Origin of the sequence: Burkholderia sp. MSMB1459WGS (assembly GCF_001534535.1) — a bacterium.
GTDB lineage: Bacteria > Pseudomonadota > Gammaproteobacteria > Burkholderiales > Burkholderiaceae > Burkholderia.
Window position 1 is genome coordinate 16,875 of record NZ_LPMU01000060.1, and the last position, 16,988, is coordinate 33,862.

Annotated in this window: 17 protein-coding genes; 6 read left to right on the forward strand and 11 right to left on the reverse strand. The window is 67.0% G+C overall.

All coding sequences use genetic code 11. The annotated features are described in order from the left end of the window. Positions 1-2: 2 nt before the first annotated feature. The 9 genes from WT97_RS22430 to WT97_RS22465 form a co-directional block, all read right to left on the reverse strand. The gene (locus WT97_RS22430; protein ID WP_059790463.1) at positions 3-1,058 is read right to left on the reverse strand and encodes a branched-chain amino acid ABC transporter permease; all 1,056 of its coding nucleotides are present in this window, start codon (positions 1,056-1,058) and stop codon (positions 3-5) included. Positions 1,059-1,260: 202 nt separating this feature from the next. After that, entirely contained in the window at positions 1,261-2,418 is a 1,158-nt protein-coding gene (locus tag WT97_RS22435; RefSeq protein ID WP_034209654.1) for an ABC transporter substrate-binding protein, read from the reverse strand. Positions 2,419-2,575: 157 nt separating this feature from the next. Beyond that, a complete protein-coding gene (locus tag WT97_RS34280) occupies positions 2,576-2,716 on the reverse strand; it encodes a hypothetical protein (RefSeq protein WP_156440311.1) in 141 nt (46 codons plus the stop codon). Positions 2,717-3,491: 775 nt separating this feature from the next. Continuing rightward, complete coding sequence (locus WT97_RS22440; protein ID WP_059503390.1) at positions 3,492-4,469, reverse strand: branched-chain amino acid ABC transporter permease; 978 nt, start codon at positions 4,467-4,469, stop codon at positions 3,492-3,494. Then, positions 4,469-5,353 carry a branched-chain amino acid ABC transporter permease gene (locus WT97_RS22445; RefSeq protein WP_059503148.1) on the reverse strand — a complete coding sequence of 295 codons (885 nt, stop codon included), beginning with the start codon at positions 5,351-5,353 and terminating at the stop codon, positions 4,469-4,471. The genes WT97_RS22440 and WT97_RS22445 overlap by 1 nt, the downstream gene beginning before the upstream one ends. Before the next feature lie 128 nt (positions 5,354-5,481). Then, positions 5,482-6,681 carry an ABC transporter substrate-binding protein gene (locus WT97_RS22450; RefSeq protein WP_059790461.1) on the reverse strand — a complete coding sequence of 400 codons (1,200 nt, stop codon included), beginning with the start codon at positions 6,679-6,681 and terminating at the stop codon, positions 5,482-5,484. Between the two features lie 77 nt (positions 6,682-6,758). Then, a complete protein-coding gene (locus WT97_RS22455) occupies positions 6,759-7,514 on the reverse strand; it encodes an ABC transporter ATP-binding protein (RefSeq protein ID WP_059503144.1) in 756 nt (251 codons plus the stop codon). Beyond that, positions 7,511-8,290: an ABC transporter ATP-binding protein gene (locus tag WT97_RS22460; RefSeq protein WP_027783147.1), complete on the reverse strand. Its 780-nt coding sequence runs from the start codon at positions 8,288-8,290 to the stop codon at positions 7,511-7,513. The genes WT97_RS22455 and WT97_RS22460 overlap by 4 nt, the downstream gene beginning before the upstream one ends. A gap of 437 nt (positions 8,291-8,727) precedes the next feature. Beyond that, positions 8,728-10,413, reverse strand: a complete 1,686-nt coding sequence (locus tag WT97_RS22465; RefSeq protein ID WP_060354464.1) for a GMC family oxidoreductase — start codon at positions 10,411-10,413, stop codon at positions 8,728-8,730. 124 nt (positions 10,414-10,537) lie between these two features. On the opposite strand from WT97_RS22465, the gene WT97_RS22470 reads away from it, so the two are divergent. After that, on the forward strand, positions 10,538-11,437 hold the full coding sequence (locus WT97_RS22470) for a LysR family transcriptional regulator (RefSeq protein ID WP_059503140.1): 900 nt from the start codon (positions 10,538-10,540) through the stop codon (positions 11,435-11,437). Positions 11,438-11,631: 194 nt separating this feature from the next. Beyond that, on the forward strand, positions 11,632-12,165 hold the full coding sequence (locus WT97_RS22475) for a class IV adenylate cyclase (RefSeq protein WP_059503138.1): 534 nt from the start codon (positions 11,632-11,634) through the stop codon (positions 12,163-12,165). A gap of 64 nt (positions 12,166-12,229) precedes the next feature. Here WT97_RS22475 and WT97_RS22480 read toward each other — a convergent pair whose 3' ends face one another. After that, positions 12,230-12,715 (reverse strand): Lrp/AsnC family transcriptional regulator, encoded by a 486-nt coding sequence (locus WT97_RS22480; protein ID WP_006408082.1) that lies wholly within the window; start codon positions 12,713-12,715, stop codon positions 12,230-12,232. 138 nt (positions 12,716-12,853) lie between these two features. Here WT97_RS22480 and phhA point away from each other — a divergent pair, with 138 nt between their 5' ends. Both phhA and WT97_RS22490 read left to right on the forward strand, forming a co-directional pair. After that, positions 12,854-13,747, forward strand: coding sequence for a phenylalanine 4-monooxygenase (phhA, locus tag WT97_RS22485; RefSeq protein WP_059503388.1), 894 nt, complete (start codon positions 12,854-12,856; stop codon positions 13,745-13,747). Positions 13,748-13,819: 72 nt separating this feature from the next. Then, positions 13,820-14,197: a 4a-hydroxytetrahydrobiopterin dehydratase gene (locus WT97_RS22490; RefSeq protein WP_257128550.1), complete on the forward strand. Its 378-nt coding sequence runs from the start codon at positions 13,820-13,822 to the stop codon at positions 14,195-14,197. A 93-nt stretch (positions 14,198-14,290) separates the two neighbouring features. On the opposite strand, the gene WT97_RS22495 is transcribed toward WT97_RS22490, so the two are convergent. Continuing rightward, entirely contained in the window at positions 14,291-14,521 is a 231-nt protein-coding gene (locus WT97_RS22495) for a DUF3717 domain-containing protein (protein ID WP_006401493.1), read from the reverse strand. Positions 14,522-14,643: 122 nt separating this feature from the next. On the opposite strand from WT97_RS22495, the gene WT97_RS22500 reads away from it, so the two are divergent. Then, entirely contained in the window at positions 14,644-15,336 is a 693-nt protein-coding gene (locus WT97_RS22500; protein WP_006401494.1) for a response regulator transcription factor, read from the forward strand. A 121-nt stretch (positions 15,337-15,457) separates the two neighbouring features. Beyond that, positions 15,458-16,942: a sensor histidine kinase gene (locus tag WT97_RS22505; RefSeq protein ID WP_059503136.1), complete on the forward strand. Its 1,485-nt coding sequence runs from the start codon at positions 15,458-15,460 to the stop codon at positions 16,940-16,942. Positions 16,943-16,988: the final 46 nt, after the last annotated feature.

Below are 16,988 nucleotides of genomic sequence, written 5' to 3' on the forward strand. Positions count from 1 at the left end.
CGTCACTCCTCTTCCTCTTCCGCATGCGGCGTCACGAAGCTCCGCCACAGCAGCACCGGAATGATCAGCGTGAACACGATCACCTCCTTGTATGCGCTCGCCCAGAACGACGAATACGATTCGAGCACGCCGACGAGCAGCGAGCCGGCGGCCGCGAGCGGGTAGCTGACGAGCCCGCCGATGATCGCGCCGACGAAGCCCTTCAAGCCGATCAGGAAGCCCGAGTCGTAGTAGATCGTCGTCAGCGGGCCGACGAGGATCCCCGACAGCACGCCGAGCCCTGCCGCGAACGTGAACGCGAGCCGCCCGGCTTCGGTCGTGCCGATGCCGACGAGCCGCGCACCGAGCCGGTTCACCGACGTCGCGCGCAGCGCCTTGCCGGCGATCGTGCGGCCGAAGTACACGTAGAGCGCGCCGATCAGCACGAGCGCCGTGACGACGACCAGGATGCTCTGCACCGATACCGTCATGCTGCCGATCGCGAGCGACGCGTCCGAAAATCCGGCGGTGCGCGAGCCCTCCGCACCGAACATCACGAGGCCGAGGCCGACCATCGCGAAATGGACGGCGACCGACACGATCAGCAGCAGCAGCGTCGTACCTTCGGCGATCGGCTGGTACACGAGCCGGTAGACGAACGGCCCCATCGGCACGACGATCGCGAGCGTCAGCGCGATCTGCGCGAGCATCGGCAACGGCTGCGCGGCAAAGCTGCGCGTGAGCGCGAACACCGCGAGCGGCAGCAGCACGTAGCGGCTCGCCAGCGTCGCGAGCGTGCGGCCGAGCGGGTGACGACGTTCGCGATGGCGGATCAGGCCGCCGACTTCCAGCAGGAAGCACGCAATGCCCATCACGAACAGCAGCCAGCAGGTGGCGGGGAATTTCTGCGCCTGCAACGCGGCCAGCGTCAGCGCACCGTAGGCGACGAATTCGCCCTGGGGAATGAAGATCACCCGCGTGACGGAAAACACCAGCACGAGCGCCAGCGACAACAATGCATAAATGGCGCCGGTCGTGATGCCGTCTTGCGCGAGGATCGCCGCAATCGAGAGATCCATACGTTTCGTGTATCGAGAGAATGCTGCGGAGAAACGAAAGGCGAAAACGCTCGGGGCGCGCGCGAAGCGATCGGCACCTCGCGCGCCATGCGGCGAGCCCCGGCAGTTCCAGGCGGCACGGGTGCGGCCGTCTCAGGCGCGCCACCCCGCCGACGGCACGCGCGGCGCCGTTCGCGCCGCGTGTGCCGGTTTCACGTGATGCTTACTCGGCCTGCAACTTCCACTTGCCGTCGACGATCTGCACCATCACGCGCGCACGCGTGTCGAAGCCGTTGTGATCGGTCGCCGTCATGTTGATCACGCCGTGCGAGACGGGCAGATCCTTCACGCTTTCGAGCGACGCGCGCAGCGCTTCGCGGAACGCCTCGGTGCCCGGCTGGCCCTTCTTCAGCGCTTCCGGGATCGCCCGCTGCAGCAGCAAGCCCGCATCCCACGCATGGCCGCCGAACGTCGACAGCGAACCCGCGCCGTAGGCCTTCTCGTACGCGGCCTTGTAGCCGAGCGCCGGCTTCTTCACCGGATTCGAATCGGGCAATTGGTCGGTCACGAGCACGGGGCCGGCCGGCAGGATCTCGCCTTCGCAATCCTTGCCGCACACGCGCAGGAAATCGTTGTTCGCGACGCCGTGCGTCTGATACACCTTACCCTTGTAGCCGCGCTCCTTCAGCGTCTTGGCCGGCAGCGCCGCCGGCGTGCCCGAGCCCGCGATCAGCACCGCATCCGGGTTCGAGCCCAGCAGCTTCAGCACCTGCCCCATCACCGATGCATCGGTCCGGTTGTAGCGCTCGTTCGACACCAGCTTCAGCCCGTTCTTCGCGGCCGCCGCGTCGAACGTCTTGTACCAGCTGTCGCCATAGGCATCGGCGAAGCCGATGAAACCGACCGTCTTCACGCCGTGCTTCGCCATGTAGCCGGCGATCGCGTCGGCCATCAGCTGATCGTTCTGCGGCACCTTGAACATCCACGCGCGCTTCGCGTCCATCGGCGCGATGATCTGCGCGCTCGCCGCGAGCGAAATCGCCGGCGTCTTGCCCTGCGACACGGGATCGAGCATCGCAAGCGAGTTCGGCGTGACGGAGGAGCCGATGATCGCGTCGACGTGGTCCTCGTCGATCAGCTTGCGCACGTTCTGCACCGCGCGGCTCGTGTCGGAGGCGTCGTCGAGCACGATGTACTGCACGCTCTTGCCCGCGATTTCCTTCGGCAGCAGCGCGATCGTGTTCTTTTCCGGAATCCCGAGCGAGGCGGCCGGGCCCGTAGCCGACAGCGTCACGCCGATCTTGACCTGCGCCGACGCCGTGGCCGCCGCACACACGAGGCCCGCGGCAAGCATGGCCTCCATCCATCGATTCATCTTCATTTACGTTGTCTCCAAACGCTGCTCGAAAAAACCACGGGTCGCTCGGGCGGCTCCCGGTCCCCATAAACAAGTTAATATCTTAATTATCTAGTCCATCCGCGCCCATGCTCGTTTTCCCGTGACGCCGCCCCCATGGGCCGCATGCCGGCCGAAACGGTCATTCGGCCATCACGATGCGCAGCAGCAATGTCGTCAGGATGAAGAAAGCGAATAAAGGCGGGATCGCGCGGAAAATCGGTGCGTGCGCAACGATGGCGGAAACGGCCGCCGTACCGGCCCGATGCGGCCCGGTACGCACGCGATGAAACGTCGGAAAACCGGCGGCTCATGACGATGCGGATACGGATGCGAGCACAACGACCCGCGCTGGCGCCGGGGCGCGCATACAGGCCGCAGGACGGCTCGGGAATGCCGCGACGACCCATCGCGCACCCGATGACGAACGAGCGGCGCCCGCCGCCTCTCCTGCCCCCGATCCACCGCGCTGCGCTGCTCATCCAACCGTACTCCCTCTTCTGCATTGTGCGTGTAGGAGAACTGCCGACCGATTTTCCCGACCGCACGGTCGGCGAAAGCCGAGTGTAACGGACGCCTTTCGCGCACGCCAACCGGGTAAGCCCGAAGCGCCTGTGCAGGATTGCGCATCGTGTGTTAACGATCGCGGAAAGGGAAAAAACGGGGGGACGCGGCGAAGCGCGGAAAAGACGCGGTGCGAATGCAAACGCGGAAGATGGCCGTCACGCAGGCCGATGCACCATCGATGGAATCCGTGCACGGAAATGAAAAAGCGCTGTTGGATTCCGTCCAACAGCGCTTTGGGGTCCGGGCACTTTGTGCCTCGATTGTCTCCTCGTTCTCCACCTGCAAATTCGTTTCGCGGTGCATCAGAACTAAGGTGAATCTTAAAGAGGCTTAAGCACCACGACAACTTAGCATTTACCCCTATGGTGCATCGCCGCACGAAAATGGGGCACCAGCCTGCCGCGCGGCGCCTGCCCGAACCCGCCGCAACGCCCTTGCCGGACGCGCCGGATGGTGCTTCGCATCAACGCGCGGCGTTGCGCACGGCCTGCTCACGACGAGGCTCTCAACGGCTTGATCCGCGCGACCATCTCGCCGACGATACCGCGCCGGAAGGCCAGCACGCATGCGATGAAGATCAGCCCGGTGACGATCGTCGCCGATTCGCCGAGCGAATGGAACCACGCGACGCCCGTCGTCGACGCGAGCCATTCGCCGATGTCGCCGAGCCGGTCCTCCAGCGCCACGATCAGCGCGGCGCCCAGCAGCGGCCCGAACAGCGTGCCCATCCCGCCGACGAGCGTCATCAGCACGACGAGGCCCGACATCGTCCAGTACGCGTCCGACAGCGTCTCGAAGCCGAGCACGAGCACCTTCAGCGAGCCGGCCAGCCCCGCGAGCGCGGCCGACAGGATGAACGCGAGCAGCTTGAAGCGGTCGGTGTCGTAGCCGAGCGAGATCGCGCGCGCTTCGTTCTCCTTGATGGCGACGAGCACCTGGCCGAATGGAGAATGGACGACTCGCACGATGAACGCGCACGCGGCGACGACCACCGCCAGCACGACGTAGTACAGCGCGACGTCGTTCGACAGGTCGAGCAGCCCGAACAGGCGGCCGCGCGGCACGCCCTGCAGGCCGTCCTCGCCGTGCGTGAACGGCGCCTGCAGATAGATGAAGTAGACCATCTGCGCGAACGCGAGCGTGATCATCGCGAAGTAGATGCCCTGCCGGCGGATCGCGAACAGCCCGACGACGAGCCCGAGCAGCGTCGCGACGACGGTGCCGGCCAGCACGCCGAGCTCCGGCGTGAAACCGAACGTCTGCATCGAATAGCCGGTCACATAACCGGCCGTCGCGAGGAACATCGCATGGCCGAACGACAGCAGCCCCGTATAGCCGATCAGCAGGTTGAACGCGGCCGCGAACAGCGCGAAGGCGAGCACCTTCATCACGAACACCGGATACGCGCCGATGAATGGCGCGGCGAGCAGTGCGGCGAGCAGCACGCCGTAGAGCACTTTTCTCTGCATCATTTTTCCTTGCCGAAGAGGCCCGCCGGGCGGAACAGCAGCACGATCGCCATGATCACGAACACGACGGTGGCCGACGCTTCGGGATAGAACACGCGCGTGAAGCCCTCGATCACGCCGAGCATCAGGCCCGTGACGATCGAGCCGAGGATCGAGCCCATCCCGCCGATCACGACCACCGCGAACACGGTGATGATCATCGGCTGGCCCATCAGCGGCGACACCTGGATCACCGGCGCGGCCAGCACGCCCGCGAACGCGGCGAGCGCGACGCCGAAGCCGTAGGTGAGCGTGATCATCATCGGCACGTTCACACCGAACGCCTCGACGAGCTTCGGGTTCTCGGTGCCCGCGCGCAGGTACGCGCCGAGCCGCGTCTTCTCGATCACGAACCACGTCGCGAGGCACACCGCGAGCGACGCGACGACGACCCACGCGCGATAGTTCGGCAGGAACATGAAGCCGAGGTTGGTCGCGCCGGACAACTGCGACGGCACGTCGTACGGCTGGCCGGACGATCCGTAGATCGACCGGAACACGCCTTCGACGACCAGCGTGAGGCCGAACGTGAGCAGCAGCCCGTACAGGTGATCGAGCTTGTACAGCCAGCGCAGCATCGAGCGCTCGATCGCGATCCCGAACGCGCCGACGAGCACCGGCGCGAGCACGAGCATCGCCCAGTACGGCAGCCCGAAATACGACAGGCCCATCCACGCGAGCATCGCGCCCAGCATGAACAGTGCGCCGTGCGCGAAGTTGATCACGTTGAGCAGCCCGAAGATCACCGCGAGCCCGAGGCTCAGGATCGCGTAGAACGAGCCGTTGACGAGCCCGAGCAGCAACTGGCTCAGCATCGCCGGCAACGGAATGCCAAAGATTTCCATCGACTTAGCCGTCAGAATGAGTGTCGTTGCGTGCGCAACCTTCATGCGTCGCGCACGCGGGCGGCGCAGCGGGCACCTCGCCGCAGCCGCCACCGTGCGGCGCGCCCGGGCGCGCCGCTACGCGATGCTTACTTCCACAACGCGCAGCGCGTTTCCTGCTTGGTGCCGAACGCCTGCTCGCCCGGAATCGTCGCGAGCACCTTGTAGTAGTCCCACGGCTCCTTCGATTCCGACGGCTTCTTGACTTCCATCAGGTACATGTCGTGGATCATGCTGCCGTCCTGGCGGATATAGCCCTTCGCGTAGAAGTCGCTGATCTTGATCTTCTTCAGCTCGGCCATCACCTTGTCGGAGTCGGTCGTACCGGCGGCCTGCACGGCCTTCAGGTACGTCGTCACCGACGAGTAGTCGGCCGCCTGAAGGCTCGACGGCATCTTCTTCATCTTGCCGAAGTAGCGCTGCGCCCACTGGCGCGACGCCGCGTCGCGATTCCAGTACCAGCTGTCGGTCAGCACGAGGCCCTGCGTCGTTTCGAGGCCGAGGCTGTGCACGTCGTCGATGAACATCAGCAGCGCGGCGAGCTTCATCGTCTTCGTGATGCCGAACTCCTTCGCGGCCTTGATCGAGTTGATCGTGTCGCCGCCCGCGTTCGCGAGGCCGAGGATCTGCGCCTTCGACGCCTGCGCCTGCAGCAGGAACGACGAGAAATCCGACGCGGACAGCGGGTGACGCACCGCGCCGAGCACCTGGCCGCCGTTCGCCTTCACGACGTCCGACGTGTTCTTCTCGAGCGCCTTGCCGAACGCGTAGTCGGCCGTCAGGAAGAACCAGCTCTTGCCGCCCTGCTTCACCACCGCCGAACCGGTGCCCTTCGCGAGTGCCATCGTGTCGTACGCGTAGTGGACCGTGTACGGCGTGCACTGCTCGTTGGTCAGCGTGTCGGCGCCTGCGCCGATGTTGATGTAGACCTTCTTCTTCTCGGCCGCGACCTGGTTCATCGACAGCGCGGTGGCCGAGTTCGTGCCGCCGACCAGCAGGTCGAGCCCGCCGCGGTCCATCCATTCGCGCGCCTTCGACGCGGCGATGTCGGCCTTGTTCTGGTGATCGGCGTAGACGACCTCGATCGGCTTGCCGAGCACCTTGCCGCCGAAGTCCGCGACCGCCATGCGGATCGCCTCGAGACCGCCCTGCCCGTCGATATCCGCGTAAAGCCCCGACATGTCGGTGATGAAGCCGATCTTCACGGTATCCGCCGCGTGGGCGGCGCCGGCGGTGAACGCGGCGGCCGCGAGCGCGAGACAGGCCTGTGCGAGGGTCTTCATTTTCATTGACGTCTCCTGTTGTTCTGATGCGTTGTGGTTGTTCGAGAGCCGCCACGGCTAGCGGCAACGGAAACGGAGCGCCGTCACACGCCGAGCAGGTCGTGCAGGATCGGCATCTTGCCTTCCAGTTCGGATGCACGGAAATGCTCGACGATGCGGCCGTGCTCCATCACGTAGAAGCGGTCGGCGAGCGGTGCGGCGAAGCGGAAATTCTGTTCGACCATCACGATCGTGTAGCCGCGCGCCTTCAGAGCGACGATCATCCGTGCGAGCGCCTGCACGATCACCGGCGCCAGGCCTTCGGAGATCTCGTCGAGCAGCAGCAGGTTCGCGCCGGTGCGCAGGATCCGCGCGACCGCGAGCATCTGCTGCTCGCCGCCCGACAGCCGCGTGCCCTGACTCTGCCGGCGCGACGCGAGGTTCGGGAACATCGCGTAGATCTCGTCGAGCGACATCGCGTGCTCGTGCGGCCCGATCAGCGGCGGCAGCATCAGGTTCTCCTCGCACGACAGGCTCGAGAAGATCCCGCGCTCCTCCGGGCAGTAGCCGATGCCGTAATGCGCGATGCGGTGCGTCGCGAGGCCGATCGTCTCGTGGCCCGCGACCTTGATCGATCCGGCGCGGCGGCCCGTGAGGCCCATGATCGCGCGCAACGTCGTCGTGCGGCCCGCGCCGTTGCGGCCGAGCAGCGTGACGACCTCGCCGCGATGCACGGTCAGATCGACGCCGTGCAAGATGTGGGATTCCCCGTACCAGGCCTCCAGGCCCGTGATCTCCAGCGCAGGCGTACCGCTCTCGACGCCGCTCAATTCGCGTTCCTCCCGTTCGCTGTGCTTCATGCGTGCGCCCCCGCGAGCGCTGCATCGGCGCTGCCCATGTAGGCCTCGATGACGAGCGGATTCTTCGACACTTCCGCATACGAGCCTTCGGCCAGCACCTCGCCGCGTTGCAGGACGGTGATCGTGTCGGAGATCCCCGCGATCACGTTCATGTTGTGTTCCACCATCAGGATCGTGCGGCCGCTCGCGACCTTCTTGATCAGCGCGGTCACGCGGTCGACGTCCTCGTGGCCCATCCCCTGCGTGGGCTCGTCGAGCAGCATCAGTTCGGGCTCCATCGCCAGCGTCGTCGCGATCTCGAGCGCGCGCTTGCGGCCGTAGGCGAGCTCGACGGTCGGCACGTGCGCGAAATCGGTGAGGCCGACCTGCGTGAGCAGATCCATCGCGCGATCGTCGAGCCGCTTCAGCGTGCGTTCGCTGCGCCAGAAATGGAATTCGGTGCCGAGTGCCCGCTGCAGACCGATGCGCACGTTCTGCAGCGCGCTCAGGTGCGGAAACACGGCCGAGATCTGGAACGAGCGGATGATGCCGCGCCGCGCGACCTGCGCGGGCCGCTCGTCGGTGATGTCGATGCCGTTGAAGACGATCTGGCCGGCTGTCGGCGTCAGAAATTTGGTGAGGAGGTTGAAACAGGTGGTCTTGCCCGCGCCGTTCGGCCCGATCAATGCGTGGATCGCACCGCGCCGCACACGCAGGTTGACGCCATTCACGGCGGTGAAGCCCCTGAATTCCTTCGTCAGTCCGCGTGTTTCCAGAATCGTGTCGCCGAGAATCATGTTCCCTTCCGTACGAAGTCAGGCGAAGCACCGGGAAGCCTGGCGCGAGCGGCCGCGAACGGGTCAGCGGATCAGCGGGCTGCCCCCGGGCGCCGTGGTACGCCTCGAGGGTTGGTCTCCCGCGCCGACGCGTATGCACATTGCGCAACATTGTCGCGCCGTTGGTGCAGTGCAATCATCGGGATTTGCACTTATAGGGGTGGCCGCCTTGTCGGACGCGGCTGCGCACGGTTTTTCACCGCGTTTTTTTGATACGTGCATCATCACGCGTTGACCTGTTGCAGGACGTGGCACGCACGCGCCGAAAAAAACCGCGCGACGGCGCGGCTTGCACGGATCTTGCCGTTCGAGCGAAAGCGACGGCAGCTTGTTTCGCATATCGAATCAGCGAGCGGGTATTCGCATGACGGCCCGCTGGCGCGCGTCTCAGCGGGCCGTCATGCAGCCGTCACCGCGGCCTCGGTGAGCACCGGCGCCGTTTCGCGCGCCGCACGGCGGTCGGCGCGAATCATGTCGCTCGCGCGCTCGGCGATCATCAGCGTCGGCGAATTGGTGTTGCCCGACGTGATGAACGGCATCACCGACGCATCGACGATCCGCAACCCGGCGATGCCGCGCACGCGCAGCCGGCTGTCGACTACCGCGCGCGCGTCGTCGGCGCGCCCCATCCGGCAGGTGCCGACCGGGTGGAAGATCGTCGTGCCGACGGCGCCGGCCGCATCGATCAGTTCGGCCTCGGTCCGGTACTGCGGGCCCGGCAGGACTTCCTCGGGACGATAGCGCGCGAGCGCCGGCGCGGACGCGATCCGGCGCGTGAGGCGCAGTGCGTTCGCGGCGACGTGCCGATCGTGATCGGTCGACAGATAGTTCGGCGCGATCGCCGGTGCGCTGCCCGGATCGGCGCTCGTGACGTGCACGCTGCCGCGCGACGTCGGCCGCAAATGGCAGACCGACGCCGTAAAGGCGTTGAAGCCGTGCAGCGGCTCGCCGAAACGTTCGAGCGACAGCGGCTGCACGTGGTACTGGAGATCGGGCCGCGTGAGTGCGGGATCGTCCGGGTCCGATTTCGCGAATGCGCCCAGTTGCGACGGCGCCATCGACATCGGCCCGCGCTGCAGCAGCGCGTATTCGGCGCCGATCATCAGCTTGCCCCACCAGTGCGCGGACAGCGTGTTGAGCGTGCGCACGCCGTCGACGCGAAACGCCATCCGCAATTGCAGGTGGTCCTGCAGGTTTTCGCCGACGCCCGGCAGATCCTGCACGACGTCGATGCCGAGCGCCTGCAGCCGCCGGCCGTCGCCGATGCCCGACAGTTCGAGCAGTTGCGGCGAATTCACCGCGCCCGACGTCAGCAGCACTTCCGCCCGCGCCCGCGCGACGTAATCGGTGCCGCCGCCGCGGTACTCGACGCCGACTGCGCGCCGCCCGTCGAAGATCACGCGCTGCGCGTGCGCGCCGGTGATCACGGTCAGGTTCGGGCGCGCCATCGCGGGCCGCAGGAACGCCTTCGACGTATTCCAGCGCACGCCGCGCTTCTGGTTCACTTCGAAGTAACCGACCCCGGCATTGTCGCCGCGGTTGAAATCGTCGGTGGCGGGGATGCCCGTCTGCTGCGCGGCCTGTGCGAACGATTCGAGGATCTCCCAGCGCAGCCGCTGCTTCTCGACGCGCCAGTAGCCGCCCGCGCCGTGCGCGTCGCTCGCGCCCGCATGGTGATCCTCGCTGCGCTTGAAGATCGGCAGCACGCTGTCCCACGACCAGCCGGCGTCGCCGGTTTCCTGCGCCCAGTTGTCGTAGTCCTCGCGCTGGCCGCGCATGTAGATCATCCCGTTGATCGACGAGCAGCCGCCCAGTACGCGGCCGCGCGGATACGACAGCGCGCGGCCGTTGAGCGCCGCTTCGGGCTGCGTCTTGTACAGCCAGTCGGTGCGCGGGTTGCCGATGCAGTACAGATAGCCGACCGGGATATGAATCCAGTGATAGTCGTCCTTGCCGCCCGCTTCGAGCAGCAGCACGCTGATGTCGGGATCCTCGGTCAGGCGGTTCGCGAGCACGCAGCCCGCGGTGCCCGCGCCGACGATCACGTAGTCGTATTCGCCCTCCAGCGTGCGTTGAGTACTCACGGCGTGTCTCCTTCCTTTTTTATGCGTCGCGGGCGACGCGATCGATGTAGCGTACTCCGGGCGCCAGCCGTCGATCCAATGAGTTATGCTGAACTGCGTTATAAGCCGCGCTCATATCACGACGATGGATCTCACCCTGCTCCGCGCGTTCGCGACGGTCGCGCGCGAAGGCAACCTGACGCGCGCGGCCGCGCAACTGCACCTGACGCAGCCGGCCGTCAGCCTGCAGATCAAGCATCTGCAGGAAACGCTCGGCGTCGCGCTGTTCACGCGTACGTCGCGCGGGCTCGCGCTCACGCGCGACGGCCAGACGCTGCTGCCGCATGCGGAACGCGCGCTCGCCGCGGCCGCCGACGTGCAGCGCGCCGCCGCCGCGCTGCGGCACGAGGTGCGCGGCCGGCTGCGGATCGGCACGATTCTCGACCCGGAGTTCCTGCGGCTCGGCGGCTTTCTCCGCGCGCTGGTCGAGACACATCCGCAAATCGAGACCGCGCTGCGGCACGGAATGTCCGGCTGGGTGATCGAACAGGTGCGCGCGCAGGCGCTCGACGTCGGCTACTACATCGGCCGGCCGGGCGAGGACGATCCGCTCGACGGCGCGCTGTTCCACACCCTCGCGCTCACCCATTTCCAGTACCGCGTGCTCGCGCCGGCCGGCTGGAAGGAGCGCGTGCAGCGCGCGCACGACTGGCGCGCGCTCGCCGCGCTGCCGTGGATCTGGACGCCGCCGGCGTCCGCGCACCACCGGCTGCTGTCGCGGCGTTTCGCGGACGCCGGTGCGCAGCCGGTGAAGGTCGCCGAGGTCGACCAGGAGCAATCGATGCTCGACCTCGTCAAATCGGGGATCGGGTTGACGCTCGCGCGCGATTCGACTGCGCTGGCCGAAGCGCACGCGCATGCGCTGACGATCGTCGAGCGCGTGACGGTGCCGACCGAACTGACGTTCGTGACGCTCGCCGAGCGGCGCGACGAACCCGCGATCGCGGCCGCGCTGCGGCTGATCGAAGCACAGTGGGCGATATGAGCGTTGCTGATGTCGACGCGGCCGCTCGCGCAGCGGGTTTCGGTGCCCGACGCATTCCGCGGGTCGCCGTTACGGATCGATCGCCCGCCCCGCGTCGTGTCGCCGCGTGCCGTCCGCTCGTCACGCCGCCATCGCAGGCTTTTTGCTAGATTGTGCGTTCGCACACCGCGAGACCCCGATTGAAGGAGACCCGCATGGCCCGCAACATCGAGATCAAAGCCCGCGCCCGTGAATTCGACCGGCTGCGCGAACAGGCGGCTCAGCTCGCGACCGAAGCGCCGTTGTTCTACCGCCAGCAGGATTTCTTCTACGACGTACCGCGCGGCCGACTGAAGCTGCGCCGCTTCGAGGACGGCACGCCGGCCGAGCTGATCTTCTATCAGCGCGACGACCGCGACGGCCCGAAGGCGTCGTACTACACGCGCAGCCCGGTGACGAACCCCGATGCGATGCATTCGCTGCTCGCGACCGCGCTGACCACGCGCGGGATCGTGACGAAGGAGCGGCACGTGTACCTCGCGGGCCGCACGCGCATCCACCTCGACCGCGTCGACGGGCTCGGCGATTTCATCGAGCTCGAAGTCGTGCTCGGCCCGGACGACGACGAAGCCGGCGGCGAAGCCGAAGCGCACGAGGTGTTCGCGAAGCTCGGCGTGGCGCAGGACGATCTCGTCGCGGTCGCGTACGTCGATCTGCTGAACGCCGACACCCGCCCCGAAACGGCCTGATCCGGCCCCACCGAGGGCGCCCCGCGCGGGCCGCCCTCGGCGCCGGCGCCGCGGCTCCTCCCCGTCACGCGGCGCCAGGCGCCAGATGCGCGAGCGGCAGCGCGCCGTTGCGCTTGAAGGTCGTCAGCACGATGTTCGAGCGCACGCTGTCGACGCCCGGTACGCGCATCAGCTTCTTCATCACGAACTGCGACAGCGCGTTGAGATCCGGCGCGACGATCCGCAGCAGGTAGTCGGCATCGCCGACCACCGCATGGCATTCGAGCACTTCCGGCAGCACGTCGATCTGCTGCTGGAACTGCTCGATGATCGAATCGCCGTGATGCTTGAGCTTCAGGCTCGTGAACGCGGTCACGCCGAGGCCGAGCTTTTCGGGCCGCAGCATCACGCGGTAGCCTTCGATCACGCCGGCCGCCTCGAGCCGCTGCAACCGCCGGCCGATCTGCGACGGCGACAGCGGCACCTCCTCGCCCAGCTGCTGATGGGTCGCGCGACCGAAGCGCTGCAGCACGTCCAGCAGCGCGAGATCGAAGTGATCGAGTTCCAGCATGAGCATTCTCCGCATCGATTCGTGATTTGATGCGCGATTATCGCATTATCAAGCAATTCAACGCCAACTATGCGCCCAATCCGCGCGCAGCCCGCTCTACACTTGCATGATCCCAACCACAGCGTGCAGAGCCTGATCATGTCCACCGTCGTCACCGCGAAACTGCAGGAGCAGTTCGACGCGGGCCTCGAAACCCGCGCCGATTTCACCATCGACCAGCCGCTTCAGCGCTACGGCCGGGTCGACCACGCGGTGTGGAAGCAGCTCTATGCGCGCCAGTCAGCGCTGCTGCGCGGCCGCGCGTGCGATGCATTCGTCGCCGGGCTCGGCAAGATCGAGCTGCCGGCCGATCGCGTGCCGTCGTTCGCCGACGTGAACCGCCAGTTGAAGCCCGTGACCGGCTGGGAAATCGTGGCGGTGCCGGGCCTCGTGCCCGACCGCGTGTTCTTCGAGCACCTCGCGAACCGGCGTTTTCCCGTCACCTGGTGGATGCGCCGTCCCGACCAGCTCGACTACCTGCAGGAACCCGACTGCTTCCACGACCTGTTCGGCCACGTGCCGCTGCTGATCGATCCGGTGTTCGCCGACTACATGCAGGCGTATGGCCGCACCGCGCTCGCGGTTGCCGACGACGAAGCGGCGCTGGCGCGGCTCGCGCGCCTCTATTGGTATACGGTCGAATTCGGGCTGATCCGCGACCCGCGCGCGGTCAACGGACTGTCGATCTACGGCGCCGGGATCGTATCGAGCAAGGGCGAAAGCCTGTACAGCCTCGAAAGCGCGGCGCCGAACCGGCTCGGGTTCGACCTCGAGCGCGTGATGCGCACGAAGTACCGGATCGACACGTTCCAGAAGACTTACTTCGTGATCGACGATTTCGCGCAACTGTTCGCGCTCGCCGACGTCGACGGCCGCGCACTGGCTGGCCGGCTCGCGGCATTGCCCGAATTCGCGGCCGGCGCGGTGCTCGAGACCGACCGCGTGCTGCATCGCGGCACGGGCGAGGGCTGGCCCGACGACGACGACGCGTGATGCGCTGGGCGCGCGGCACCCGCCGGTTGCCCGTCGCCGGCTGCCCGTCGCCCTTCCCGCAACTATGAAACAATGAACGATGCCGGCTTCGCCGCGCGGCGCAGCCGCGGGCGGACACCGTTACCGAACGAGAGGTGCAAGATGATCCACAAGCTCACATCCGAAAAACGCAAGACCCGGCTCGAAGGCCTGCCGCTCTGGACGGCCGTGCCGGGCCGCGACGCGATCCAGCGCCGCCTGCGCTTCGCCGATTTCAACGAGGCATTCGGCTTCATGACGCGTGTCGCGATCAAGGCGCAGGAGATGAATCACCATCCGGAATGGTTCAACGTGTACAACCGCGTCGACGTCACGCTGTCGACCCACGATGCCGACGGGCTGACCGAACGCGACATCGAACTCGCGCGGTTCATCGACGGCGCCGCCGCACACGCGCAACCGGGCGCCTGAGTATCGCCTCCACCGCCGCGCCTCCTTTCGATGCGCGGCGCGTCAACTTTTCATTTCGCTAAACGTTTTCTAGGATGTACTCAGCGAAAGCCTTCAGCTTTCCAAGCCATCCTTAAGGCGCACGTAAGTCTCGTACGCTTTCCGCGCCTTGGGGTCCAATCCTTCCAGTTGCAGCGCGCTTTCGCGCTGTACAATCAGCAGCGCATACGGCTTGGAGAGCGCGCTGGCCTCTTCGCAGAGTTTGAGTTCGTCGCCGCTCGACGGCGAGCGGGCGCGCCAGAAATTGATCGCGGCTTCTAGGTCGTGGATCGAAATATCGGACATGATTGGATCTAATCGTTCGCTGGCCGCCATGCTTGATGTCAGGCGATGCGGCGTCCCTGTGGAAACGGCTTCGTGCTGTCCGCGTGCCTGAACCGCCAACCCATTGTACTTGAGCGAACTTCATGCGACTCCTTCTGATCGAAGACGACCGCCCCATCGCACGCGGTATCCAGAGCAGCCTCGAGCAGGCTGGCTTCACCGTCGACATGGTGCATGACGGCATTTTTGCCGAACAGGCGCTGGCACAGAACCGCCACGAACTCGTGATCCTCGACCTCGGCCTGCCGGGCATCGACGGGATGACCCTGCTCACGCGCTTCCGCCAGACCAACCGCCACACGCCCGTGATCGTGCTGACCGCGCGCGACGAGCTGAACGACCGGATCCAGGGCCTGAACTCCGGCGCCGACGACTACATGCTCAAGCCGTTCGAGCCGGCCGAGCTCGAAGCGCGCATCCGCGCGGTGATGCGCCGCAGCGGCCCGCACAGCGACATGCCGCGTCCGGAAGTGTCGCTCGGCGGCGTCCGGCTGTCGGGCGTCGACCGCCGCATCTTCAACGACGACAAGCCGCTCGAACTGTCGCCGCGCGAATTCGCGGTGCTCGAGATGCTGCTGCTGCGTCACGGCCGCGTCGTCAGCAAGGCCCAGTTGCAGGATCACCTCACGCACTTCGGCGGCGATCTCGGCGACACCGCGATCGAAGTCTACGTGCACCGCGTACGCAAGAAGCTCGAACAGTGCCGGGTCGAAATCGTCACGGTGCGCGGTTTCGGCTACCTGCTGCAGGAAATCCGCCAGACGGCGAGCGTCTGAGCGACGCCGCGCGCCGGCCGGGCCGCGTGCCGCCGGCGCATGCGTGCTGCTCCGCGTCGCCGCTCCCGGCGCACGACCGCGCCGCTCCCCGTGAGCGGCGCCCATCCATTTGCCCGTCGAAATGTCTTCTGATCCGGCTGTGACCACCAGCCTGCGCCGCTCGCTGCTCCGGCGCCTCGCCGCTCCGCTGTCGATGCTCGCGCTGATGAGCGGCCTGATCGCCTACTGGCTCGCGTGGCAATACACGCAGCACGTGATCGACCGCTCGCTCGCCGATCTCGCGACCGCCATCTCCAAACAGATCCAGATCGCCGGCCCCGACGCGCCGTTCACGGTGCCGCCGCTCGCGCAGGCGATGTTCTCCGATCCGGCCGAAGCGCTGATCTACCGGATCAGCGACGGCGAGCAGGAACTCGCCGGCGATCCGAAGCTGCCGCTGCAGGGCATCAACGTGCGCCGCATGCATCACGCGTACGTGTTCGAGGCCGAGTACGACAACCGCGCGGTGCGGGTCGCGCAGGTGCGCGTCGACAACGTCGAAGGCGGCCGGCCGATGGTCGTCGAAGTCGCGCAGCCGGTGCGGCACCGCTACCGGATCGCGGCCGAATTCCTCGTCGCGATCATGATGCCGCTGCTGCTACTGCTGCTCGCGGGCTGGGGTATCGTGTGGCGCGTCGTGAACCAGCAACTGGGCCCGCTCACGCATCTGGCCGATTCGCTGAACCGGCAGACCCACACGTCGCTGGAACCGGTCGACGAAACCGACGTGCCGCTGGAGATCCGGCCGCTGACGAGCGCGATGAACGCGCTGCTCGGCCGTCTGAAGACCGCGCTCGACGCGCAGCGCAAGTTCATCGCCGATGCCGCCCACCAGTTGCGCACGCCGCTCACCGCGGTGAAGCTGCATGCCGAGCAGGCGGCCGTCGCGCGCGACCCGCACCAGACCTTCGCCGCGGTGCGCGAGCTGCGCGCGGCCGCGGATCGCGCGGTGCGGCTGTCCAACCAGTTGCTGTCGCTCGCGCGTGCCGAGCCGGGCGAACAGGCCGCGCGCTTCGTCGATGTCGATCTCGCGGCGATGGCGTTCGAGACGGGCGCCGAATGGGTGCCGCGCGCGCTCGCGTCGCATGTCGACCTCGGCTTCCAGCGCAGCGACGACGCGGGCGACGATGAGACGCTGATCGTGCGCGGCAACCCCGTGCTGCTGCGCGAGGTGATCGCGAACCTGCTCGACAATGCGCTGAAGTACGTGCCGCTCGCGCGGCCGGACGGCGCGCGGATCACGGTGAACGTCGCGCGCGCCGCGCTCGAGGACAGCCAGCCTGCCGCCGAGATCGTCGTCGAGGACAACGGCCCCGGCGTGCCCGCGAACCAGCAGGCCGACCTGTTCAAGCGCTTCTTCCGCGGCGACGCGCAAAGCGGCAACGGCGTCGAAACGGGCGCCGGGCTGGGGCTCGCGATCGTGCACGACATCATTGCGATGCACGGCGGCACCGTATCGTACGAGGATGCCCCGGAAGGCGGCTCGCGCTTCGTGGTGAGGGTGCCGCTCGCCGCGCGCACGGAGAAGCCGGCCGGCGAAATGCCGGCTGCGGCGCCGACGCACTGAGCGATTCGCGGCGGGCGGCCGTCGGCCCGTTTCGACCGGGCGGCCC

Excerpts from the sequence above, each read along its gene's own strand:
- WT97_RS22430 (WP_059790463.1), bottom strand. The coding sequence starts at position 1,058 with ATGGATCTCTCGATTGCGGCGATCCTCGCGCAAGACGGCATCACGACC.
- WT97_RS22435 (WP_034209654.1), bottom strand. The coding sequence starts at position 2,418 with ATGAAGATGAATCGATGGATGGAGGCCATGCTTGCCGCGGGCCTCGTG.
- WT97_RS22440 (WP_059503390.1), bottom strand. The coding sequence starts at position 4,469 with ATGCAGAGAAAAGTGCTCTACGGCGTGCTGCTCGCCGCACTGCTCGCC.
- WT97_RS22445 (WP_059503148.1), bottom strand. The coding sequence starts at position 5,353 with ATGGAAATCTTTGGCATTCCGTTGCCGGCGATGCTGAGCCAGTTGCTG.
- WT97_RS22450 (WP_059790461.1), bottom strand. The coding sequence starts at position 6,681 with ATGAAAATGAAGACCCTCGCACAGGCCTGTCTCGCGCTCGCGGCCGCC.
- WT97_RS22455 (WP_059503144.1), bottom strand. The coding sequence starts at position 7,514 with ATGAAGCACAGCGAACGGGAGGAACGCGAATTGAGCGGCGTCGAGAGC.
- WT97_RS22460 (WP_027783147.1), bottom strand. The coding sequence starts at position 8,290 with ATGATTCTCGGCGACACGATTCTGGAAACACGCGGACTGACGAAGGAA.
- WT97_RS22470 (WP_059503140.1), top strand. The coding sequence starts at position 10,538 with ATGGATCTCACCCTGCTCCGCGCGTTCGCGACGGTCGCGCGCGAAGGC.
- WT97_RS22475 (WP_059503138.1), top strand. The coding sequence starts at position 11,632 with ATGGCCCGCAACATCGAGATCAAAGCCCGCGCCCGTGAATTCGACCGG.
- WT97_RS22480 (WP_006408082.1), bottom strand. The coding sequence starts at position 12,715 with ATGCTGGAACTCGATCACTTCGATCTCGCGCTGCTGGACGTGCTGCAG.
- phhA (WP_059503388.1), top strand. The coding sequence starts at position 12,854 with ATGTCCACCGTCGTCACCGCGAAACTGCAGGAGCAGTTCGACGCGGGC.
- WT97_RS22490 (WP_257128550.1), top strand. The coding sequence starts at position 13,820 with ATGAACGATGCCGGCTTCGCCGCGCGGCGCAGCCGCGGGCGGACACCG.
- WT97_RS22495 (WP_006401493.1), bottom strand. The coding sequence starts at position 14,521 with ATGTCCGATATTTCGATCCACGACCTAGAAGCCGCGATCAATTTCTGG.
- WT97_RS22500 (WP_006401494.1), top strand. The coding sequence starts at position 14,644 with ATGCGACTCCTTCTGATCGAAGACGACCGCCCCATCGCACGCGGTATC.
- WT97_RS22505 (WP_059503136.1), top strand. The coding sequence starts at position 15,458 with ATGTCTTCTGATCCGGCTGTGACCACCAGCCTGCGCCGCTCGCTGCTC.